Origin of the sequence: Bhargavaea massiliensis (genome assembly GCF_018390575.1) — a bacterium.
GTDB classification, from domain to species: Bacteria; Bacillota; Bacilli; order Bacillales_A; family Planococcaceae; genus Bhargavaea; species Bhargavaea massiliensis.
This window is the reverse complement of record NZ_JAHBCJ010000008.1, coordinates 19,143-40,811: the sequence shown is the minus strand read 5'-3', so window position 1 is coordinate 40,811 and position 21,669 is coordinate 19,143. Positions and strand designations below refer to the sequence as shown.

Below are 21,669 nucleotides of genomic sequence, written 5' to 3'. Positions count from 1 at the left end.
AAGCAAACGAGAGGAGAAAAAATGTTTCCGACATTAGATACGGGAAGATTGCAATTAAGAGAAATAACCAAGGCTGATGCCGGCGATGTATTCGCGTGTTTTTCTAATGAACGTGTCACCCGATTTTATGGGCAGGAAACATTGGACAGCATCGAGCAGGCAGAAGCGTTTATTGATTTTTTTGCAAACAGCTACAATGAAAAACGGGGAATCCGCTGGGGAATTGAAGTAAATGAGCACCCGGGCATCATTGGGACCATCGGATTTAATGCCTGGTCAGCGAAACATAAGCGCGCAGAAATAGGATATGAAATTCTCCCTGAACATTGGAGGAAGGGTTACACTTTCGAAGCTGTAACCAGTGTCATCCAATATGGGTTTGACCAATTGGGCCTGACCCGCATCGGTGCCGTTGTGTTTATGGAAAATGAAGCATCCAACCAATTACTGAGCAAAGCCGGATTTCAACGAGAGGGCATCTTAAGACAGTACATGTATCAAAATGGAAAGGCGTATGACACCTATGTCTATTCAATCCTAAAATGATTCAGTCCCGCTCCATACAAAAGCAGCAGAGGAACCTTAATCTGAAGGGTCCGCTGCTGCTTTTTTTCCGTTCGAGTTCAATAAGGTGACGCCGCCGATGATCAGGATGAGCCCTGCGATTTTAAGCGCTCCGAACAGCTCGCCCCAGACGAGAACACCGAGAAGCGCGGTCAGGGCTGTCCCGATGCCTGACCAGATGGCGTAGGCAAGGCTAAGCGGAACGGTTTTCAAGCAGAGCGACAGGCAGTAAAACGACAGCCCGTAAGCCGCCGCAACTCCGATCGCAGGGAGGGGGACGGTAAATCCTTCCGACAGCTTCAGCATGGCGGTGCCGAACACTTCGGTGATGATGGAGATGGCGAGATACAGATAGCCTTTCATTCGGCACCTCCAATATTCAGCAGGATGACGCCTGCGATGATCATGGCAAGCCCGGCAAGCTTCCGGCCGTCGAATGCTTCTTTATAGACGATGACGCCGACCATCGCGGTCAGCGCGGTCCCGAGCCCCGACCAGACGGCGTAGGTCAGGCCGAGCGGCAGCGTGAGCAAGGTCAGCGACAGGGCATAGAAGGCGAGGCCGTAGCCGGCGACGACGCCGAGCGTCGGCAGTGGCCTTCTGAACCCATCGGTCGCCTTGAGGAGAGAACTGCCGATCACCTCGCAAATGATCGCAAAGAGCAATAATAGGTAGGCATTCATCAGATGAACCTCTCTTTCTTTCCCATTTAAAACTCTATCAACCGGGTGCCGGTTTGGGAAGAAAAAGAATCCTACGTGAGTAAAGCCGGGAGCGCTTTGGCTCCCGGCAGTTTCATCTATTGTATTTTGGGGGCCATCATAGAGGAGGCAGGCCGACCAGCGCTTTGCCGATTTGGTCCAGTGCGATATTGTTTGACGGCGCCATCGGAATGCCGCCGCGCGCATCACGATAAAGCTTTTCGAAAATGCCGGTATGATAGCCGTAGCCGCCCGCAACATCCATGGCCATTCTGGCTGCAAAATCGGCAAGCTCGGTGACCTGGACTTTACACTCGTTCACTTCAGCGGTGACTGTATTTAATGGCTCTCCCGCTTCCTTCAGATCATCCAGATGGCGGGCGATGTCGGTCAGCCATGCGCGGGAAGACTTGATGCGGATGGCGACCTTTGCAAGTTTGGTCCGGATCACCTGATGATCGGCAAGTGTATTCTGTAAGCCTTCATTTTTTGTTTTCACCACATAATCGGTGGCTGCATCCAGCGCAGCCTGGGCGACGCCCAGCCAGACGGCGTTCAGGCCGATGATGGCCGCGGAGTTTTGGTAGATATCTTCAGGCGTCGCGTTCAATAAGTCGCTCTTGTGCACGCGTACATTTTCAAAAGTAAGCGGACCGCTGCGATTCCCCCTTACGCCCAATGCACTCCATGGCGCAGCGTGAATTCCCTCATGCCGGCCATCCACGATGAAATAGCTTTGTGCGCTCAACTCTGCCGTGTTTGCCGTTCCGGTCTGGGTAACATAGAAATCCGCATGGCCGCCGCTTGTGGTAAAGGACTTTGTGAGATTTAAAATGTACTCATCGCCATCTTGGACAGCGCGGCTCAGATTGTACCAGACGTGTCCGCCTGTGGACTTTTCGCTGATGGCGAATGTCGTGATTGCTCCCTTTTCCCGGACCGGGAGCAGCCAACGCCGCTTCTGGTCTTCTGTACCATAAAGGTACACTTTCTCTGAGGCGGCGATGTGCATGGCATAGACGAGGCCGGTCGATGCATCTGCCTTCGCGATTTCTTCCGCAGCGATCACAAACTCCGTATAGCCCAAACCCAGACCTTTCAGGCTCTCATCAAACAGGACTGAATTCCAGCCAGCCAAGCCCAATGCCGTCAGACTCTCTCGCGGGAACAGCCCGTCCCGGTCGTCCACCTTTACATGGGGAACCACGTTCAGCGCTACGAATTCTTTTATCTCACTTCTGACAGACTGCAAATACTGACGGTCATACCGTTCTATATCGACTGCACTGATCACATGTATTCCTCCCATCAGAAGTAGACCTCATGAATCGGCAGTTCTTCACCATTTACCAGATAATTGCCGATCCATCGTTCTTTGTAGACAGTCGGATTATGGGAAGCGACCGTGCGGATATTGCGCCAGTGTCTGTCGTATTGCTTGCCCGCCCGGACGGCGGACGAGCCGCCGACTTCAAACAGCAGGCTCGCGGACTGCAGGGCCAGTTCGTCGACGATCACTTTTGCCTCTGCAGCTTCCAGTGCCGCCTGGTGCGTAGCGCTTACCTGCACCTCGCCATTTAGAGCGCTGTCCACGGTTCTTTGCAGGGCATGGGCTGCCTGCAGGACAATCGCTTTTGCCGCATAGGCATTGCTCGAGAGGCGGCCGAGCACTTGCTGAAGCTGAGGATCTTCTGCAGGTGTATTGGACGTTGCATAGGTAAAGGTCCGGTTGCGGGAAAGGATGATCTCCTTTGCATCAGATACAATTTCTTGCGTAATGCCGGCAATCACTGCCTGCAAGAATAGCTGCAGATACGAATTGAATGGAGTTTTGGCTTCCATGAGACTGAACTCATCAGGGGAAACTTCTACATGACGGAAATGAGTGGTTCCGCTGCCGGTAGAACGCTGCCCGAATCCGTCCCAGTCATCCACAATCTCCACGCCCTCACGGTCAGCGGGGACCACAGCCGCCACAGCATCGTTTTGTTCATTGGCCGCGGTTACGACGATATAGTCAGCGTACATCGTGCCTGTGCTGTAGTATTTCGTCCCGTTCAATACATAGCCGTCCCCGTCCGGGAGGAGGGTCGTGTTGAACTGCAATTTTCCTACGTTCTTCGATGAGATTTCGGTGTAGGCATTGCCCAGGATTGCGCCGTCTGCGACTTTTTCAAGCCACTTTTTATTGCCGGGGGCTTCAGTGTCCATTAAATAGGCTTCCACCTGCCAGAAGTGGGCTCGCAAAATATGTGCGACATCCGGATCCGCTTCCGCCAGCCGGATCAGGGCTTCAAAAAGTTCCGGAATGGTGGCACCACCGCCTCCAAGGGCAACCGGCAGGCGCAATGCGCCGAACCTTGCCTCTTTCAGCAGGCGGATTGACGGATAGGGATGTTCAGTTTCAGGCAATTCACGTCTCCGTTTTGCATCATTCCGGACAGCAGCAATCAGTTCGTCGAATTCAGCAGTGCCATATTGGATGGCTTGTTCTTTAACTGTCAATTTGCAAAGCCTCCTGTCTTTTGGTTATTTAACGGGTTCAGCAATTCGTTTATAGCTGTGTCCGATATGATCTCTCCGGAGATAAGGAGACTCACCGAAAAGTTTTTCGCGCAGTGTGCCTTCACCGTATTCTTTCTTGAAGATTCCGCGCTTCTGCAGTTCCGGGATCACCAGCTCGACGATATCTTCAAAGGTGCCTGGCGTAATGGCGTATGCCAGGTTAAAGCCGTCAATGTCGGTATCATCGATCCACTCTTCAAACAGATCTGCGATCGACTCCGGCGTCCCGATGAACACAGGTCCCAATCCGCCGATGCCGGCAAAGTTGGCGAGCTCACGCGGTGTCCATTTTTTGTTCGGGCTGGCTTTCGTCAGACCTTCCAGCATGGACTTGATTGCGTTTGTTTCGATGTACTGCAGCTCTTGGTCGGGGTCAAACTTGGAAAAATCGATGCCCGACCATCCGCTCAGCAGGGTCATCGCACCCTCATAGCTCACATATTGGGCCAGGTCCTCATATTTGGCTTGGGCTTCTTCTTCTGTTTCCCCGACAATAACAGTTGCCAACGCGAGAACCTTGAGGCTTTCCGGGTCTCTGCCTTGTTTTGCGGATTCGGCACGCAAGGTTTTCACATAGGTCGCGGTCGCTTCCTTCGACGGTGTCGAAATGAACGTCAGCTCCGCATGTTTGGCGGCGAATTGTGTGCCGCGAGGGGAGGCACCTGCCTGGTAAAGGACCGGGGTACGCTGCGGCGACGGCTCGCATAAGTGAATCCCGGGAACGCTGAAGTATTCTCCCTGGTGACCGATTTCGTGAACCTTTTCCGGGTCTGTAAATACGCCGCGGCCGGCGTCCCTGACAACGGCGCCTTCTTCCCAGCTGGATTCCCACAGTTTATAGCAGACCTCCAGGTATTCGTCCGCGATGTCGTAGCGCTTCGTATGCTCGAACTTGTCGCCGATCTCAATGTTTTTGGTCCCGCTTTCCAGGTAGGAAGTAACGATATTCCAGGCGATCCGTCCTTTTGTCAGGTGGTCCAGTGCGGAGATGCGGCGGGCGAATGTATACGGATGTTCGAATGTGCTCGATGCCGTCAGGCCGAAGCCGATATGCTCGGTGGCGTAGGCCATGGCAGAAATCAGCATGGCAGGATCATTGACCGGAACCTGTGTCGCTTCGCGGATGGTGGCTTCACGGCTGTTTTGGTAGACGTCATACAGTCCTATCACATCTGCGATAAACAGCCCGTCAAATTTGCCCTTTTCCAATAACCTGGCCAGATTCACCCAATACTCGATCGTGTTGTAGGTGTCTGATTGATCGTTGGGATGCTTCCACAGCCCGGGGGACTGATGCCCGACACAGTTCATGTCAAATGCGTTCAGATAGATTCTTTTTTTGCTCACCTAAAAACCTCCATTACTGTTTTTCTCGCCAATTACTCTTATCAGTCTAGTCGGGATAAATGCTGATGGGGGCTCGGTGTTTTTCTCTGATGGGTTTCAGGCGCTCTGCATGGGAACGACAACAAAAAGCCCCTTCCCGATGAGGAAGGGGCAATCATTATGATATTCCGCCCTCATCTTTCAAGCATACGCTTGCTGGACTTAGCACCTTGTTACATCGTAACGGTTGCTGCGGGATCTCAGGACCAGGTTCCTCCCCCGACTCTTGATAAGGAAATCGAGCTATTCAATTAGCGAGTATCCACATCGTAACCGAAAAGAATTTGACTGTCAACAATGAATTTTCTTGAAATTAAAATCAGCCCAAACCCGCCTGAGGGGTGGAACGGGGAGTCGCCAGAGGCTTGCTGAACCCGCCGGCCGGTTCCCGTGTGATCAGATCATATGATAGTATTGGAAATAAGAGGGGAGGAGTGGGGCCGATGTATCTGAAATCGCGTATCAAGCACTACGTGCCGGTGCTTTTGGCCATGGCGGCCGCGTTTGCGGTGATTTTCATGGTGGTGGAGAAGCCTGACTATCCGACGGCCCTGATTGCAATTGGGACCGGCTTCGTGGCGGGGGAAACAATCCATTACCTGAATTCGAAAAAGACCGGTCGGATCACCGATTAACCCTTCAGATAAGTGGTGCTGCAAACTATATACCAAAAAAAGACCGCCGAATCAGCAATTGATTCGGCGGTCCCCATTTAAAATTAAGCTTTTTGAACGTTAGCTGCCTGAGCTCCGCGAGCACCTTGCTCAACGTCAAACGTTACTTTTTGGCCTTCGTCCAAAGATTTGAATCCGTCGCTTTGGATTGCGGAGAAGTGTACGAATACATCGTCTCCACCTTCACGTTCGATGAAGCCAAAACCTTTTTCTGCGTTGAACCATTTAACTGTACCTTGTTCCATTTTTGTTGCCTCCTAGTGCATTCCCGCACAATGTATTACTATCGTTGCTCAAAGTATTCTCAAGATGAAGAGTGGATATTCATCTTATCCTTTACGCCGAACAAGAATAATTATTTGTATCATATCACGTATCGGAAAAAAATGCAAATTATAATGATGACTGGGAAAACTTCTTCCCGATAAGTTACCAACCGCTATTTCCGGTTCATCAGATAAACCATCATACTGTTACTTTTAGCGCAGGGGCAGAAAGTAAAGACGAGGATAAATTCTATATGATCTAGTTGTTTTCCGCAAAGCATAAATAAAAACGGTTCACCATGCGAATAATGAAATGAAGCTATGATTCAGGGCAGACGTTTCCGAAGCATTAGCGGAGGGGAAATGATGGGATTGTGAGTGCAACGTGTATAGGCCTTTCGCTTGCGGCCCCTGCATATTGTTAAATACCATATCTCCACATAATAACGAGGGCAACATCCCACATGCATAAACAGTGACTTGCTATTTGGAAAAGTAAGTCACCGACATGCTTTCTTAGTTTTGATTGCTATAAAGATTAATTTGAGGATCGGTGAAAGAAAAAGGAGATTACAATGTTTCCAGGATGGAAAGAGGCAGATGAAGCATTAAAGAACATTGAAGTGCAGGGACATGAAAATAATCAACCTGTTACCATTATAGGGTTTGCTGAAGGCCTAACTTGCGTTGGGATCGGAACGGATGCAGCAGTCTTTCGATATGATCAGATACCGAACTACGTATTTAAAGTATATTCTCCTAAAGCATTAAAGAAAAAAGAGGTCGAGACAGATGTATACGAGTGTTTAAAATGGTCTTGTTTCTTCCCTCAATATTACGGGGCTGGGTCCAACTACATTGTTTTAAGCTTTGAACAAGGAATAACTTTGTATGATTGTTTATTGCAAGGCATTCCGATTTCTGATCAAGTAATCCAAGACGTTGAGGATGCTCGTGAGTTTGTCAGGAGCCGGGGATTAAATCCGAGAGATATTCATTTGAAAAATATAATTTTACAAGATGGTAGAGGGAAAATCATAGACGTATCGGAATATATGAAAGAAGGAAATGATCATCGCTGGGAACACCTTGTCTGGGCATATAAAAATTTCTATCCGCTAATTTCCGGAATTCAAATGCCTTTATGGATTTTAGAAACCATTAAACGTTGGTACTTTCGCATAGGCTCAGCAAGTTTAAGGATAAAAAATTTTTCCCGGCGAGTGAGTCAACTTTTTTTCGAGGGGCGCAAATAGACTGGGTTGATTTTATGTTTACAACTTTCCCCAGAATATCTCGGCAAAAAAGACAGCCGGAAACATGACGGAGCGTCCTTTTGGGCGCTCTATTGATTTGAAACCAAGACTCGTGTTGTAAACGTTTTCTGTTTCTATTAAAATAATTCTGATAAGATGAACTGTTCTGAAGGGAGAGGGTTACATGTTTGCTGCGCTGACGCCGCTTGACTGGAAGCGGAGGGCGGTCAAGTACTACCCGGACAAAATTGCGGTGATTGATGAAGACAAACAATTTACTTATAAAGAGTTTGCGGAGCGGGCGGACCGGCTGTCCATCGCGCTGCACAACGCCGGCATCCGCGAGGGGGACCATGTCGCGGTCATGCTGCCGAACACGCATTACATGCTCGAGGCGTTCTACGGCATCTGCCAGATCGGGGCGGTCATGGTGCCGCTCAACTATCGGATCTCGCCTGCGGATATGGAATACATCCTGAACCACAGCGATTCCAGGATGCTTATCGTTGACGAGGAGTTCACGGCTCCGATCAAGGAGATCGAGGACAAGCTGAACTTTGACCAATTCGTCGTCGTGAAGGTGGATGGAGCGGAACACGGCCTGCCTGCAGCGGACTATGAGGCATTTATCGGGGACATTCCGGAAAACGCCGAGGTGCCGGAAGTGAAGATTGACGAGAATCAGCTGCTCACGCTCAACTACACAAGCGGCACGACGTCCCGTCCGAAGGGCGTCATGCTGACGCACCGGGGCAACTACCTGAACGCGGCGAACTTTATGTACCATCTGAGCGTGAGGCATGACGATGTCTACCTTCACACGCTCCCGATGTTCCATGCAAACGGCTGGGGCGGGGTATGGGCGATCACGGCGGCCGGCGGAACGCATGTGTGCCTCCGTAAAGTCATTCCGTCGCTGATTCTCGACCTGTTCGAAGACAAGAAGATCAGCCTGCTGTGCGGCGCTCCGACTGTCGTCAACATGCTCGTCAACGAACCGAAGGCCCAGGAAGTGAAGATCACGACAAAGCCGCGCATGGCGACTGCGGGCTCTCCGCCGGCGGCAGCGCTGATCCAGCGCGCCCAGGACCTTCTAGGCCTTGACATGATGCACGTCTACGGTCTCACGGAGACGTCGCCGTTCATCCTGTATAACGAGTGGAAGCCCGAATTTGACGAGAAATCCGCCGACGAGCAGGCGGCGATCAAGGCGCGCCAGGGCATCGAGCTCGCCTTTAACGGCGAGACGAAAGTCGTCCGCGAAGACGGCACCGAAGTGGACTGGGACGGCATGGAGCTTGGCGAGATCGTCACACGAGGCAACGTCGTCATGGAAGGCTACTACAAGGACCCGGAAAAGACCGCAGAAGCGATCAGGGACGGCTGGTTCCATACCGGCGACCTTGCCGTCACGTATCCGGACGGCTATATCGAGATCCGCGATCGCGCCAAGGACATGATCATCTCCGGCGGCGAGAACATCTCCTCGACCGAGATTGAAGGCGTCCTCTACAAGCACGGATCCGTCCTGGAAGCCGCCGTCATCGCCGTGCCGGACGAGAAGTGGGGCGAAGTCCCGAAAGCAATCGTCGTCCTGCACAAGGACCGCCCGGCGACCGAACAGGAAATCATCCAGTTCTGCCGCGACAATATGGCCCACTTCAAGGCGCCGAAGTCTGTAGAGATTGTCGACGCCCTCCCGAAAACCGCAACAGGGAAACTCCAGAAGTTCAGGCTGCGTGAAATGTACTGGGAAGGCGCGACGAAGGTGAACTGAATCAACATGAAAAGCCGCCATTCCTATTTGGCGGCTTTTTGATATGGGGGATGCTCGATATACTTGTGGAAGTGCCCGATATCCGTTTGAAAGTGATTGATATTCGTTGGAAAGTGCTTGATACCTTGATTTTACACTTTAAGGGATCCGCGGAATCCTCTGGCGGCATAGTACGAATCGGCGCCGTTATGGTAAGTGAAGACCGTATCATACCGGCGGTCGCAGAAAAGGGCGCCTCCCAGCTTGCGGATGCGCTCCGGAGTCTGCACCCAGCTGGACGTTTTCTTGTCGACCTGCTCCAGCTCCTGCAGATGCCGGTACTCGTCTTCCGTCAGCATCTCGATGCCCATCTCGGCGGCCAGAGCCATTGCGGAGGTCTCCGGCTTGTTCTTTTTTCTCTTCTCGAGTGCTTCCCGGTCATAGCAGATGCTCCGACGGCCTTTCGGGCTTTCCGGCGAGCAGTCGTAGAACAGATACTCGCCCGTTTCCGGATCTTTCCCGACCACGTCCGGCTCGCCTTCGGTGTCTTCCATGGCTTGGAGGGAGCGGAGCTTGTCCGGGTTTGCTTCCAGCCTGGATTGGACATCTGCCCATTCGAGGCCTTCGTGGCGGTGCATGTTATCTTCGAAGCGTGTTTTCAGTACGTTGAGCAGTTCTTCATGGTTTTGTGTCATGGAGGAGCCTCCTTGATCAAGGGATAGATTCAGTATACCGAATTTCCAACGGGCGGTCTGTTTACGAATGAGGGCTTACTTGCCACATGGGATCGGAAGTCGCCACATGGCATCCGGAGTTGCCACATGGGGCTTGGACTTGCCACATGGGCTTCGAAGTTGCCACATGGGCTCCGAACTTGCCATATGGGATCCGAACTTGCCACATGGGCTTCGAAGTTGCCATATGGGCTCCGAAGTTGCCTCAAGGAGTCCTAACTTGCCACATGGTCCCAAAATCGCTGCAAGACTCGATTTGCCACATGCGGATCATCTCAAACAAAGCCGGAGAGTCCCGCAGCGGACTTTCCGGCTTTCACTTTATCTCCCTTTAAACTCCGGCTTGCGCTTTTCCGCAAAAGCGTTCAGCGCCTCGATCCGGTCTTCTGTCGGAATCGTCACTTCATATGCCTTGCGCTCGATGGCGAGGCCGGTCTGGATGTCGGCGTTCATACCGTGCTTGACGGCGAATTTTGCCTGCTGGAGGCCGATCGGGCCGTTGGCGAGCATCTGGTCGGCGAGTTCATAAGCCGCGTTCACCAGTTGTGCAGCAGGCACGACTTTTGTGACGACGCCATACTGATACGCTTCCTCCGCCTTCATCCGCTTCGCGGTCAGGATGAGTTCGAGCGCTTTCGCTTCGCCGATCAGGCGGGGCAGGCGCTGTGTGCCGCCGGCGCCGGGGATGATGGCGAGGCTTGTCTCGGTCAGGCCCATGACCGCCGTTTCCGAGGCGACGCGGAAGTCGCAGGCGAGTGCCAGTTCCATCCCGCCGCCGAATGCGTATCCGCCAATCACGGCGATGGTCGGCTGCGGAAGGTTTTCGATGGCGGTGAATACTTCGCCGATTTTATACAGGTTCCGTTTGACGTGTTGCTCGGGAAGGGTTTTGCGTTCCTTCAGGTCCGCGCCGACACTGAATGCGCGGTCGCCTGATGCCGTAAACAGCACGACACGGATGTCCGGATTGATTCGGATCGATTCGACGACCTGTCCCAGATCGGTGATGAGTTCATAGTTAAATGCATTCATTGCGGCCGGCCGGTCGAGCGTCACGATTCCGAGATGCCCTTTTTGTTCGTAGCGGATCGTTTCCATATTCAGTCCCCCTTATTGTTCGAAAAATCCCCTGTTTACAAAAACATTACCATGAGGCGGCACGTTCCGCCACCACATGACAGAAAAAGGTCATTGCATAAACATGAAGGAATGGGGTAGAATAAAAACACGAACAGATGTTCTTTTTCTTCGGAAGGAGGGGAAGGGACGATGCCGCTGATCCCGCCGGAGGCACTGCCTCACTTTGAAAACCAGATCTACCTGCCGATGCTCCTGATCATCCTGGAGCGCGACCGGCTCGCATTCGAAAAAGGCCCGTTCAAGCTCAAGCGCCCGTACCTCGCGATGATCGCGGAGGCGGAAAAGCTTGTGCAGAAGGACCTGAAGGAATCCCGTCTCTACATGCGCCGCCACTCGATGAAGGTGATCAAGGGGGACCATGACGACATGTTTACGGAGTATGTATTCATCCATGGCGGCTACGAGGACCACCGGCGCTACCTGAACGTCCGGCTGCGGAACCGGTCGGAGGAACTGCTGGGCGTGTATCTGGCAATGGGGGACCGCGCCATCTAAATGAATTCCCGGTCGAGCCCGGGGTGGCGGAGATAATACTGCATCCGGGAAAATTTTTTGTCGAGCCGGCATGCGAGGGCATACTGTCGGTTCATCGTCTGGATGGAGACGTTCACCCGGATGGTGTCACCGTTTTCCAACAGTATCTCACAGGAGCCGGAGTCTCCCCAATAATCCTCGATGCCATGAAGGCCAATCCAGACATTGCTCTCGGATTGCGGCGAGAGGGTCGGGAGGAAAATGCATGGCATCCCCATATCCTGGACGATGAGCACAGGAACTTTATGATGGTTTCCGATCAGTTTGCTGGAAATCTGGATCGCCTGGCGAAGTGTGGTCCCGTACATCTCGCAAGCTCGCTTCAGGTTATTGAGCGGCCTGTTGTCGAGAAGGAGCTTGTCTTTCTTCTCCGTAACAACTGTGCAGACTTTGCCATCAATCACTTTTGGCTCAAGAGCCAGTGTGTCAAACGAGATATAATAAGGAGATGCCAGCCGTTTCAATTCCAAAATAGATGACCCCCTGACCATGTATACTTCTAATTATAGAAATCGTTGGAAGAAAAGCAAGGCTTATTTCTTACTATTTTTAATTAACTGTGAATATCGAATTTTTAAAAATAACCGTTGCATTCGCCGGCCTTTTGCATATATAATAGGAAAAAGCGCCAGGTGGTGAATGGAATGGAACATTACTATTCGTACGCGGAATTCCTGAAGGCGGTCGGCAAGGGCAAGGCGAGTCCGTCCGAGCAGCTGCTGAACGACATTTACATGGACCTTTTCCTGAAGCATGTGCACCGTGAGCAGAACCGGGAACGCCTGCTTAACCTAATCGACGAAGCCCTCGACAAGAAGGACATGGAGGCCTTCAATTTGTACACCGGACAGCTGAATGAGCTGGACGACGATGAAACCGGGAAACCGTAACTTGGAGGATTGCTGACATCATGCCGAAATCATATTGTTGAACCGTCCGTACAAAAGGGGATCTGAGCCCTGTGTGCGGGCGGTTTTGTGTGTCCGGACCCGTTCGGACCGGCCGCCCGGAGAAGAGAATGACCGCTCCGCTTCCCCAAAAAGCCGGCACGAGAATGATAGAAAACACCTGTTCGCTTTTTACTCGAGAAGAATAGGGGAATATGGTACGATAGTGACATTATCGTAAGTTTTATGAACGCAATCGGAAGGGGACGGGACATGGTCCAGAAATTTGAACTGCAGGCGCCGTATGAGCCTTTGGGCGACCAGCCGAGGGCGATCGAACAGCTGGTGGCCGGAGTCAAGGAAGGCAAGCGGCATCAGACATTGCTCGGGGCGACGGGAACGGGGAAAACGTTCACCGTCTCGAACGTGCTGACGGAGATCAACCGGCCGACGCTCGTCATCGCACATAACAAGACGCTCGCCGGACAACTGTACAGCGAGTTCAAGGAGTTTTTCCCGAACAACGCCGTCGAATACTTTGTCAGCTACTACGACTACTACCAGCCGGAAGCCTACGTGCCGTCGACGGATACGTATATCGAAAAAGACGCAAGCATCAATGATGAGATCGACAAGCTGCGCCACTCGGCGACGTCTTCGCTGTTCGAACGGAACGACGTCCTGATCGTGGCGTCGGTGTCTTGTATCTACGGCCTCGGTAACCCGGACGAATACCGCGAGATGCTCGTGTCGCTCCGGGTGGGCATGGAAATCAGCCGAAACGATCTGCTCCGGCGGTTCGTCGACATCCAGTACACCCGCAATGACATGAACTTCATCCGCGGGACGTTCCGCGTACGCGGGGATGTCGTGGAGATCTTCCCGGCATCGCGCGACGAACGGTGCATCCGCATCGAGTTTTTCGGCGACGAAATCGACCGGCTGCGCGAGGTCGATGCACTGACCGGCGAGATCCTGGGAGACCGCGACCACGTGGCGATCTTCCCGGCGTCCCACTTCGTCACACGCGAAGCGAAGATGAAAAAGGCGATTGAGAACATCGAGGCCGAGCTGGAAGAGCAGCTGAAAGCGATGCGCGCGGAGGACAAGCTGCTGGAGGCCCAGCGGCTCGAGCAGCGCACGCGCTATGACCTGGAGATGATGAAGGAGATGGGCTTCTGTTCGGGGATCGAGAACTATTCCCGCCACCTGAACCTGAAGCCGGCCGGCGCGACGCCTTATACGCTGCTCGACTACTTCCCGGACGACTTCCTCATGATTATCGACGAAAGCCACGTCACGCTTCCGCAGATCCGCGGCATGTACAACGGGGACCAGGCGCGCAAGCAGGTGCTCGTGGACCACGGGTTCCGCCTGCCGTCGGCGCTCGACAACCGTCCGCTGAAGTTTGAAGAGTTCGAGGCGCGGCTCCGTCAGGCAATCTATGTGTCGGCAACCCCGGGCCCATACGAACTGGAGCATTCCCCGGAAATGGTCGAGCAGATCATCCGGCCGACCGGGCTGCTTGATCCGGTCATCGAAGTCCGTCCGATCGAAGGCCAGATCGATGACCTGATCGACGAGATCCAGGAGCGCATCAAGAAAAACGAGCGTGTGCTGATCACAACTCTGACGAAAAAGATGTCCGAAGACCTCACCGACTACCTGAAGGAGATCGGCATTAAGGTCAACTACCTCCACTCCGAGATCAAGACGCTCGAGCGCATCGAAATCATCCGCGAACTGCGGCTTGGCACGTACGATGTGCTTGTCGGGATCAACCTCCTGCGGGAAGGCCTGGACATCCCGGAAGTATCGCTTGTCGCCATACTCGACGCCGACAAGGAAGGGTTCCTGCGCTCCTCGCGATCGCTGATCCAGACCATCGGCCGGGCTGCACGGAACTCGAACGGGCACGTCATCATGTACGCCGACCGGATGACCGACTCGATGCGCATCGCGATCGACGAAACGGCACGGAGGCGCGAGAAGCAGATTGCCTACAACGAAGAGCACGGCATCACGCCGACGACGATCAATAAGCAGATTCGCGAATCGATCCGTGCAACGCACGAGGCCGACGAAACGGCAACGTATGCGGAAAAGGCGACACAAGGGAAGAAGCTGACAAAGGACGAGAAGGCGGCCCTCCTTGCTTCCCTCGAAAAGGAAATGAAAGAGGCGGCAAAGGCGCTCGACTTCGAACGGGCCGCCACGCTCCGCGATACGATACTCGAACTGAAAGCAGAGGGGTGAGATCCGCATGAGAAACCAGGAAATCATCATTCAGGGCGCGCGTGCGCATAACCTGAAGGACATCAATGTCACTATTCCGAGGGACAAGCTGGTCGTCGTGACTGGCCTGTCCGGGTCGGGCAAATCTTCGCTCGCCTTTGACACGATCTACGCAGAAGGCCAGCGGCGCTATGTGGAGTCGTTGTCCGCCTACGCCCGCATGTTCCTCGGTCAGATGGACAAGCCGGACGTGGATGCGATCGAAGGGCTGTCGCCGGCAATCGCCATCGACCAGAAAACGACGAGCCGAAACCCGCGGTCGACCGTCGGGACAGTCACGGAAATCTCCGACTATCTCCGGCTGCTGTACGCGAGGATCGGCAAGCCGATCTGCCCGAACCACGGGATCGAGATATCTTCCCAGACGGTCGAGCAGATGGTCGACCGCGTGATGGAACTTCCGGAGCGAACACGCCTCCAGATTCTTGCGCCCGTTGTTGCGGGACGCAAGGGCACGCACAAAAAGCTTCTGGAAGACATCAAGAAGCAGGGCTACGTCCGCGTGCGGGTCAACGGGGAACTGTATGATCTGGACGATGACATCGACCTGAACAAAAATAAAAAACACGATATCGAAGTCGTCATCGACCGGATCGTCGTGAAGGATGACGTGGAAGGGCGCCTCTCGGATTCGCTCGAGACGGCATCGTCCCTCGCCGGTGGGCGCGCGATCATTGACATCATCGGCGGGGAAGAACTGATTTACAACGAACACCATGCCTGCCCGGTGTGCGGATTTTCCATCGGCGAGCTTGAGCCGCGGCTGTTTTCGTTCAACAGCCCGTTCGGCGCCTGCCCGGAATGCGACGGGCTCGGCTCCAGGCAGGAAGTCGATCCGGAACTTGTCATTCCGGACAAGAGCCTGTCGCTCGCTGAAGGTGCCATCGCCCCGTGGGAGCCGACAAGTTCCCAGTATTATCCGGAACTTCTGAAGGCGGTCTGCAAGCATTATGGGATTTCTATGGACGTGCCCGTCAGCGAGCTTCCGGACAGCCAGTTGGACAAGATCCTCTACGGCTCGGCCAACGACCGGATCCATTTCCGCTATACGAATGAGTTCGGGAAAACACGCGACAACCATATCTACTTTGAGGGGGTCCTCAAGAACGTCGAGCGGCGTTACCGGGAGACGAGCTCCGACTGGATTCGCGAGCAGATGGAAAAGTACATGGCGGAGCGTCCATGTCCGGTCTGCCGCGGCGACCGGCTGAAGGAAGAGGCCCTTGCGGTGAAAATTGCCGGCCTCAATATCTCCCAGGTGACCCGCTTCCCGATCACGGAAGCTGCCGACTTTTTCGGCAGCCTCAACCTGTCGGAAAACGACCGGGCGATCGCGAACCTGATCCTGAAAGAGATCAACTCCAGGCTCGGCTTCCTCGTGAACGTCGGGCTGGATTATCTGTCGATGTCCCGCTCGGCGGGCACGCTGTCAGGCGGCGAGGCGCAGCGGATCCGCCTGGCGACTCAGATCGGCTCGAAGCTGTCGGGCGTCCTCTACATTCTCGATGAGCCGTCGATCGGGCTTCACCAGCGTGACAACGACAAGCTGATCGGCACGCTGAAAGAAATGCGTGACCTGGGCAATACGCTCATCGTCGTCGAGCACGACGAAGATACGATGATGGCCGCCGACCATCTGATCGACATCGGGCCGGGCGCCGGCCTGCACGGCGGGGAAATTATCGCGCAGGGCACACCGCAGGAAGTGGCGGAGGACCCGGATTCGATTACGGGTGCTTATTTAAGCGGCAGGAAGTTCATTCCGATTCCTGTCGAGCGGCGCAAATCGGACGGCCGTTTTGTCCGCATCAAAGGCGCGTCGGAAAACAACCTGAAGACCATCGACGCCGACTTCCCGCTTGGCCAGTTTATCGCCGTCACGGGCGTATCGGGTTCCGGGAAGTCCACGCTCGTCAATGAAATCCTATATAAGGCACTTGCCCAGAAGCTGAACCGGGCCAAAGCGAAGCCTGGCACCTATGCGTCAATCTCGGGTCTGGAAGAGCTTGAAAAAGTGATTGACATCGACCAGTCCCCGATTGGGCGCACGCCGCGCTCGAACCCCGCCACGTATACCGGCGTGTTCGACAACATCCGTGACCTGTTCGCTTCGACCAACGATGCCAAGGTCCGCGGGTTCCAGAAGGGCCGCTTCAGCTTTAACGTCAAGGGCGGACGATGCGAGGCGTGCAGGGGAGACGGCATCATCAAAATTGAGATGCACTTCCTGCCGGATGTCTACGTGCCGTGCGAGGTGTGCCACGGCCGCCGGTATAACAGGGAGACGCTCGAAGTCCGCTATAAAAGCAAGAACATTTCCGATGTGCTTGATATGACCGTTTCCGATGCGGCAGTGTTTTTCGAGAACATCCAGAAAATCCACCGGAAGCTTCAGACGCTCGTCGATGTCGGCCTCGGCTACATCAAACTTGGCCAGCCGGCGACGACACTGTCAGGCGGGGAAGCCCAGCGGGTCAAGCTCGCATCCGAACTTCACCGCCGGTCCAACGGCAAGACGTTCTATATCCTGGACGAGCCGACCACGGGGCTCCATGCGCATGACATTTCGCGCCTGCTGGAAGTGCTCCACCGGCTTGTCGACAACGGCAATACGGTCTTGGTCATCGAGCACAACCTCGACGTCATCAAGACGGTCGACCATATCATCGACCTCGGGCCTGAAGGCGGCGACCGCGGCGGCCAGATCATCGCGACCGGCACGCCGGAACAAGTGGCGGAAGTCCGGGAATCCTATACCGGCCGCTATCTGAAGCCGATTCTCGAGCGTGACCGCAGGCGGACCGAGGCGCTTCTCGCGGAAGCGGAAAGCCGGGCGTGACGAATTTCCGCGCACGGCAGTGAAACTTTTCCTGTTCCCGGAACGTACCATAACTATCAACGGAAGCGCGAAGCCGCTTTCGAAGGAGGAACGCACATGAAAGACGAGAAAAGCCGTATTCTGGACATGCTGGAACAAGGGACAATCAGCGCAGACGAAGCATTGCGTCTTTTGGAGAAGTTCGAGAGCAATCGCGAGGCCGTGAAGGAAAGCCATCCGGAAATCCGTGAGGGGCAGACGGACAAGCGGGATGCGGAACCTCAGCCGGCAGCCGCTGGTGAGGAAGCGGACAACTGGCAGGGGGACTTTCAGCAGGATGCCCAGCCGGAAAGTGAAGAGCAACGCTCCGGGAAACAGGCTTCGATGGATGACTTCCTGGACGACGTCCGGCGTGATTTCACAACGATCGGCAACCGGTTCATGCAGTTCATGCAGACGGCCGTCGACCGCGTAAAGACATTCGACCTCGACAAGCCGTTCGGCGAGCCGATCGTCTTTCATGAAACCTTCTCGAAAAACGCGGAAGGCATCGAGGAAATCGTTGTCGACCTTTCCATGGGCAGCTTTGACATCCGACTTGGCGAAGGGGAAGAGCTCCGCGCCGAGTGTGAAGTGAAAGTGCACCGGGCAGAGGATGAGGCAGAAGCCAAGCGTGAATTCGAGGAACGTTTTCTCTTCGCCGCGGACGGCAGCCGTCTCCGGATCTCGAACGACCAGAAAATGACCCAGGTGAATGTCGTGCTCCATGTGCCGGAAAAGCAGTATAAGAAGCTTTCCGTTCGCATGTTCAACGGCACGTTCAAATCCGGAGCCGGGCTGACGGCGGCAAACGTGCGGGTACGCACAGCCAACGGCAAGATCGAGGCGGATAACCTCCACTTTGACGAAGCCGAGTTCGAGACCGCAAACGGCGCGATCCGGCTGACGGACATCCATGGTGAGCAGGTCGAAGCGGAAACGCTCAACGGCCGAATCGACATCGATGGGATGCTGAAGGACATCGAGGCCCAGTCGGTGAACGGACACGTCATCGTCACGACGCGTGATGCCGAATCCCGCAAGGTAGAAGCGACCGCCATGTCCGGAAGCGTAGAAGTGTACGTACCGCAGGATGCCGGCATCGAAGGGGAAGTCTCTTCGAACTTCGGCCGCATGGATATCCGCATGCAGGACGTCACCCGCACGAAGGAACAGGAACAGCTGCTCCAGAAATCCATCCGCTTCAGCAAACAGGGCGGAAATCCCGACCTGCCTCCGCTCCGCATCAAGGGCGAAGCCAAGACCGGAACCGTCATCGTCGGCTATATCGGAAACTGAAGCATGTTTAAAGGACGGAAGGCCTCGTGGCCTTCCGTCCTTTTTTTCATATGGGGCCTTTTGCGCGAGAATGACGAATCGGTCCGCGAGTGTGATGAATGGCGCTCTGAGAATGACGAATCGGTCCGCGAGAATGATGAATGGCGTTCCGAAAGTGTCGAATCGCCTTCCACGCATGATGAATTGCCACACCAGGCGCGAGCCTGCCGATTATAGTCCCTTCCCGTAGTACCAGTTCACCACGGCGAATGCGATGGCATTGGCGCATTGTCTCCTGTACCGGTCGTGTTTCAGGAGTCCGGCTTCCTGGCGGTTGGTCATGAAACCGCACTCAAGCAGGACGGCGGGCATGCGGGTGTCACGGACAACGGCGAAGTCGGCGCGCTTCACGCCACGGTTTTTCCGGCCGGTGGCGGAGACGAGTGCTGCCTGCATGTGGCCCGCCAGCAGTTCCGACTGGCGTTGTGCACGCGGATAAATATAGGACTCGATACCATTCGCCGCATTCCAGCCGGAGCCGAACGCGTTGGCATGGATCGAGACATAAGCATCGGCTCCCCAGTTGTTCGCCTTGCGAATGCGTTCTGCAAGAGGAACGTCGCGCCCCGGTTCGTGTGCCGTCATCACCGCAATTCCTTCGGCTTGGAGAAGCTTTTCCGCATAAGCGGAAACCGAAGCGTTGAACGCAAATTCCAGCATCGTTCCGTCGGGCGTCCTCTTGCCTGGTGTTGCCGGACCATGGCCGGCATCCAACATGATTTTCTTCAATTCACTCCACCTCCGACTGTTACATAGATACATTCCGGCGGATGTATACGCTTGCAAAAGGCATTCCGGATAAAAGCGATGTTCATTGACCGAATCTTTGTTAGAATATAGGGCATGGCCGACATTCGGCAGTGAAGGGGGCAATGCCGATGGATCACGTGACGGTAAAAGACGTGATGGAACGTTTCGGACTTGAACTGTCAGCGGGAGCGGAAGGAATCGGGCGGCACATCGCCAGCAGCGATATTTCCCGTCCCGGACTTGAAGTGGCCGGTTTCTTCGAATATTATCCGGCGAACCGTATCCAGCTTCTTGGGAAAAGCGAGATATCCTTTTTCTCGATGCTTCCCCGTCTTGATAAAATGGAGCGTGCCCGGAAGCTTTGCTCTCCGGACACGCCGATGATCGTCATCTGCCACAGTATGCGGATTCCGCCGGAGATGGTGGCGGCAGCGGAAGAGGAGCAGGTTCCGCTTCTCTCCTCGCCAATGACGACGACCAAACTGTCGAACAAACTGAGCGACTTTCTCGAAAACCGCCTGGCTCCGATGACAGCGGTGCACGGCGTCCTTCTCGACATCTACGGGCTCGGCGTCCTGATCACGGGCAAGAGCGGCATCGGCAAAAGCGAAGTGGCGCTCGACCTCGTCAAGCGCGGACACCGGCTTGTCGCGGATGACATGGTGGAAATCCGCCAGGTAGCTGAAGACACATTGGTGGGCAATCCGCCTGAACTGCTCCGTCATCTGCTTGAAATCCGCGGGCTCGGGATCATTGATGTACAGATGCTGTTCGGGGCAAGCGCCATCCGTGACTTTAAGCGGATCACGCTCATCATCGACCTGGAATCATGGGATCCTGAGCGCACCTACGACCGGCTCGGCCTCGAGGAAGAGAAGCTGAAAATCCTCGACACCGAACTGACGCGGCTCACCGTGCCGGTGCGTCCGGGGCGGAACATGTCGTCGATCGTCGAAGTGGCGGCGATGAACCATCGCATGAAGCAAATGGGCATGAACGCAGCAGAACAATTTTCTGACCGGCTGAACGATATGATCGGACGGGAACAGGACCCGTCCTACTAAGCCGGCATTTTTGCCGGCACGCACGGAAGAAGGGATCAGTGTATGCAGTTTTCTCTTGCGGCGATCAATCCGATCGCCTTTTCTCTCGGACCGATTGATGTCCGCTGGTACGGCATCCTCATTGCGACAGGAATCGTGCTCGGGTTCCTCGTCGTTCAGCGGGAAGCGGTGAAGCGGGGGCTCCACCCCGACTTCATGACAGACTTCCTGATCTGGGCGGTGCCGATCTCCATCGTTGGTGCCCGACTTTACTATGTCATCTTCCAGTGGGAGTACTACCGGAACGACCTCGGAAAAATCTTCAGGATTTGGGAAGGCGGGCTCGCCATCCACGGCGCGCTGATTGCGGCGGTGATTACGGCCGTTATATATACGAGGAAGCATGGCGTGTCGTTCTGGAAAGTCGCAGACATCACTGCGCCCGGCCTGCTCATCGGCCAGATTCTCGGCCGGTGGGGCAACTTCGTGAACCAGGAAGCGCACGGCGGGCCGGTCGCCGATGACTGGTGGGGCTATTCGGCTCTGCCGGATTGGATCGTCAATCAGATGACGATCGACGGCGTCACCTACCATCCGACGTTTCTTTATGAGTCGGTCTGGAACTTGATCGGACTTCTTCTGATCCTGTTTGTGCTCCGCCGGGTGAATCCGTATCGCGGCGTCATTTTCCTGTTTTACATCGCCTGGTATTCATTTGGCCGCTTTTTCATCGAAGGGATGCGGACGGACAGCCTGATGGCTTCGGGCCTGAAGGCGGCGCAAATCGTCTCGTTGCTCGGTTTCTTCGGCGCGATTCTGATTTACCTGATCCGCCGGTTCGCATTGAATATCCGTACTCGCTATAAAGAATAATTCAGCAGACGGCCCGGCTCGTGGGCCGGAACGATAGGAAAAGGATGTCG

At 54.6% G+C, this 21,669-nt stretch carries 21 protein-coding genes and 1 riboswitch; of the genes, 11 read left to right on the top strand and 10 right to left on the bottom strand.

All coding sequences use genetic code 11. The features are described from left to right. Positions 1-21: 21 nt before the first annotated feature. Entirely contained in the window at positions 22-546 is a 525-nt protein-coding gene (locus KHA84_RS12480) for a GNAT family N-acetyltransferase (RefSeq protein WP_213423852.1), read from the top strand. Positions 547-582: 36 nt separating this feature from the next. Here the strand turns inward: KHA84_RS12480 and KHA84_RS12475 are convergent, their stop codons facing one another. From KHA84_RS12475 to KHA84_RS12455, 5 genes are all read right to left on the bottom strand, one after another. After that, positions 583-927 (bottom strand): DMT family transporter, encoded by a 345-nt coding sequence (locus KHA84_RS12475; protein ID WP_213423851.1) that lies wholly within the window; start codon positions 925-927, stop codon positions 583-585. Beyond that, a complete protein-coding gene (locus tag KHA84_RS12470; protein ID WP_213423850.1) occupies positions 924-1,247 on the bottom strand; it encodes a DMT family transporter in 324 nt (107 codons plus the stop codon). The genes KHA84_RS12475 and KHA84_RS12470 overlap by 4 nt, the downstream gene beginning before the upstream one ends. Before the next feature lie 136 nt (positions 1,248-1,383). Then, positions 1,384-2,559 carry an acyl-CoA dehydrogenase family protein gene (locus KHA84_RS12465; protein WP_336511151.1) on the bottom strand — a complete coding sequence of 392 codons (1,176 nt, stop codon included), beginning with the start codon at positions 2,557-2,559 and terminating at the stop codon, positions 1,384-1,386. A gap of 14 nt (positions 2,560-2,573) precedes the next feature. Continuing rightward, positions 2,574-3,770 carry an acyl-CoA dehydrogenase family protein gene (locus KHA84_RS12460; RefSeq protein WP_213423848.1) on the bottom strand — a complete coding sequence of 399 codons (1,197 nt, stop codon included), beginning with the start codon at positions 3,768-3,770 and terminating at the stop codon, positions 2,574-2,576. Positions 3,771-3,794: 24 nt separating this feature from the next. Further along, the gene (locus tag KHA84_RS12455; RefSeq protein ID WP_336511150.1) at positions 3,795-5,177 is read right to left on the bottom strand and encodes an LLM class flavin-dependent oxidoreductase; all 1,383 of its coding nucleotides are present in this window, start codon (positions 5,175-5,177) and stop codon (positions 3,795-3,797) included. Between the two features lie 170 nt (positions 5,178-5,347). After that, positions 5,348-5,452, bottom strand: a riboswitch (SAM riboswitch). A gap of 207 nt (positions 5,453-5,659) precedes the next feature. On the opposite strand from KHA84_RS12455, the gene KHA84_RS12450 reads away from it, so the two are divergent. After that, a complete protein-coding gene (locus KHA84_RS12450; protein WP_213423847.1) occupies positions 5,660-5,851 on the top strand; it encodes a hypothetical protein in 192 nt (63 codons plus the stop codon). An 83-nt stretch (positions 5,852-5,934) separates the two neighbouring features. Here KHA84_RS12450 and cspC read toward each other — a convergent pair whose 3' ends face one another. Next, the gene (cspC, locus tag KHA84_RS12445) at positions 5,935-6,135 is read right to left on the bottom strand and encodes a cold shock protein CspC (protein ID WP_092097212.1); all 201 of its coding nucleotides are present in this window, start codon (positions 6,133-6,135) and stop codon (positions 5,935-5,937) included. A gap of 596 nt (positions 6,136-6,731) precedes the next feature. Between cspC and KHA84_RS12440 the strand changes: the two genes are divergently transcribed. After that, entirely contained in the window at positions 6,732-7,412 is a 681-nt protein-coding gene (locus KHA84_RS12440; protein ID WP_213423846.1) for a serine/threonine protein kinase, read from the top strand. Positions 7,413-7,596: 184 nt separating this feature from the next. Beyond that, positions 7,597-9,189 carry a long-chain-fatty-acid--CoA ligase gene (locus KHA84_RS12435; RefSeq protein WP_213423845.1) on the top strand — a complete coding sequence of 531 codons (1,593 nt, stop codon included), beginning with the start codon at positions 7,597-7,599 and terminating at the stop codon, positions 9,187-9,189. Positions 9,190-9,320: 131 nt separating this feature from the next. Here KHA84_RS12435 and KHA84_RS12430 read toward each other — a convergent pair whose 3' ends face one another. Together KHA84_RS12430 and KHA84_RS12425 are read right to left on the bottom strand one after the other, a co-directional pair. After that, complete coding sequence (locus tag KHA84_RS12430) at positions 9,321-9,863, bottom strand: DUF4256 domain-containing protein (RefSeq protein WP_213423844.1); 543 nt, start codon at positions 9,861-9,863, stop codon at positions 9,321-9,323. 360 nt (positions 9,864-10,223) lie between these two features. Next, positions 10,224-11,000: an enoyl-CoA hydratase-related protein gene (locus tag KHA84_RS12425; RefSeq protein WP_213423843.1), complete on the bottom strand. Its 777-nt coding sequence runs from the start codon at positions 10,998-11,000 to the stop codon at positions 10,224-10,226. A gap of 171 nt (positions 11,001-11,171) precedes the next feature. Between KHA84_RS12425 and KHA84_RS12420 the strand changes: the two genes are divergently transcribed. Further along, on the top strand, positions 11,172-11,537 hold the full coding sequence (locus KHA84_RS12420) for a YhjD family protein (protein WP_008300262.1): 366 nt from the start codon (positions 11,172-11,174) through the stop codon (positions 11,535-11,537). Here the strand turns inward: KHA84_RS12420 and KHA84_RS12415 are convergent. Next, complete coding sequence (locus KHA84_RS12415; RefSeq protein ID WP_157293872.1) at positions 11,534-12,046, bottom strand: competence protein ComK; 513 nt, start codon at positions 12,044-12,046, stop codon at positions 11,534-11,536. The two genes, KHA84_RS12420 and KHA84_RS12415, sit on opposite strands and share 4 nt — an antisense overlap. A 174-nt stretch (positions 12,047-12,220) precedes the next feature. Here KHA84_RS12415 and KHA84_RS12410 point away from each other — a divergent pair, with 174 nt between their 5' ends. The 4 genes from KHA84_RS12410 (at position 12,221) to KHA84_RS12395 (ending at position 18,914) form a co-directional block, all read left to right on the top strand. Continuing rightward, positions 12,221-12,466, top strand: a complete 246-nt coding sequence (locus tag KHA84_RS12410; protein ID WP_213423842.1) for an IDEAL domain-containing protein — start codon at positions 12,221-12,223, stop codon at positions 12,464-12,466. A gap of 270 nt (positions 12,467-12,736) precedes the next feature. After that, the gene (gene uvrB, locus KHA84_RS12405) at positions 12,737-14,719 is read left to right on the top strand and encodes an excinuclease ABC subunit UvrB (protein ID WP_213423841.1); all 1,983 of its coding nucleotides are present in this window, start codon (positions 12,737-12,739) and stop codon (positions 14,717-14,719) included. 7 nt (positions 14,720-14,726) lie between these two features. Further along, positions 14,727-17,597 (top strand): excinuclease ABC subunit UvrA, encoded by a 2,871-nt coding sequence (gene uvrA / locus KHA84_RS12400; protein WP_213423840.1) that lies wholly within the window; start codon positions 14,727-14,729, stop codon positions 17,595-17,597. Between the two features lie 96 nt (positions 17,598-17,693). Next, complete coding sequence (locus KHA84_RS12395) at positions 17,694-18,914, top strand: DUF4097 family beta strand repeat-containing protein (protein WP_213423839.1); 1,221 nt, start codon at positions 17,694-17,696, stop codon at positions 18,912-18,914. A gap of 210 nt (positions 18,915-19,124) precedes the next feature. On the opposite strand, the gene KHA84_RS12390 is transcribed toward KHA84_RS12395, so the two are convergent. Beyond that, positions 19,125-19,682 carry an N-acetylmuramoyl-L-alanine amidase family protein gene (locus KHA84_RS12390; RefSeq protein WP_213423838.1) on the bottom strand — a complete coding sequence of 186 codons (558 nt, stop codon included), beginning with the start codon at positions 19,680-19,682 and terminating at the stop codon, positions 19,125-19,127. Positions 19,683-19,831: 149 nt separating this feature from the next. Between KHA84_RS12390 and hprK the strand changes: the two genes are divergently transcribed. Next, positions 19,832-20,767 carry an HPr(Ser) kinase/phosphatase gene (hprK, locus tag KHA84_RS12385; RefSeq protein WP_213423837.1) on the top strand — a complete coding sequence of 312 codons (936 nt, stop codon included), beginning with the start codon at positions 19,832-19,834 and terminating at the stop codon, positions 20,765-20,767. 42 nt (positions 20,768-20,809) lie between these two features. Further along, positions 20,810-21,619: a prolipoprotein diacylglyceryl transferase gene (lgt, locus tag KHA84_RS12380; RefSeq protein WP_213423836.1), complete on the top strand. Its 810-nt coding sequence runs from the start codon at positions 20,810-20,812 to the stop codon at positions 21,617-21,619. The last annotated feature ends 50 nt before the right edge of the window (positions 21,620-21,669 follow it).

Coding starts and splice junctions, on each gene's coding strand:
- uvrA (WP_213423840.1), top strand. CDS start 14,727: ATGAGAAACCAGGAAATCATCATTCAGGGCGCGCGTGCGCATAACCTG.
- KHA84_RS12450 (WP_213423847.1), top strand. CDS start 5,660: ATGTATCTGAAATCGCGTATCAAGCACTACGTGCCGGTGCTTTTGGCC.
- KHA84_RS12425 (WP_213423843.1), bottom strand. CDS start 11,000: ATGGAAACGATCCGCTACGAACAAAAAGGGCATCTCGGAATCGTGACG.
- KHA84_RS12475 (WP_213423851.1), bottom strand. CDS start 927: ATGAAAGGCTATCTGTATCTCGCCATCTCCATCATCACCGAAGTGTTC.
- hprK (WP_213423837.1), top strand. CDS start 19,832: ATGGATCACGTGACGGTAAAAGACGTGATGGAACGTTTCGGACTTGAA.
- uvrB (WP_213423841.1), top strand. CDS start 12,737: ATGGTCCAGAAATTTGAACTGCAGGCGCCGTATGAGCCTTTGGGCGAC.
- KHA84_RS12435 (WP_213423845.1), top strand. CDS start 7,597: ATGTTTGCTGCGCTGACGCCGCTTGACTGGAAGCGGAGGGCGGTCAAG.
- KHA84_RS12420 (WP_008300262.1), top strand. CDS start 11,172: ATGCCGCTGATCCCGCCGGAGGCACTGCCTCACTTTGAAAACCAGATC.
- KHA84_RS12430 (WP_213423844.1), bottom strand. CDS start 9,863: ATGACACAAAACCATGAAGAACTGCTCAACGTACTGAAAACACGCTTC.
- KHA84_RS12480 (WP_213423852.1), top strand. CDS start 22: ATGTTTCCGACATTAGATACGGGAAGATTGCAATTAAGAGAAATAACC.
- KHA84_RS12470 (WP_213423850.1), bottom strand. CDS start 1,247: ATGAATGCCTACCTATTATTGCTCTTTGCGATCATTTGCGAGGTGATC.
- KHA84_RS12410 (WP_213423842.1), top strand. CDS start 12,221: ATGGAACATTACTATTCGTACGCGGAATTCCTGAAGGCGGTCGGCAAG.
- KHA84_RS12440 (WP_213423846.1), top strand. CDS start 6,732: ATGTTTCCAGGATGGAAAGAGGCAGATGAAGCATTAAAGAACATTGAA.
- KHA84_RS12395 (WP_213423839.1), top strand. CDS start 17,694: ATGAAAGACGAGAAAAGCCGTATTCTGGACATGCTGGAACAAGGGACA.
- lgt (WP_213423836.1), top strand. CDS start 20,810: ATGCAGTTTTCTCTTGCGGCGATCAATCCGATCGCCTTTTCTCTCGGA.
- cspC (WP_092097212.1), bottom strand. CDS start 6,135: ATGGAACAAGGTACAGTTAAATGGTTCAACGCAGAAAAAGGTTTTGGC.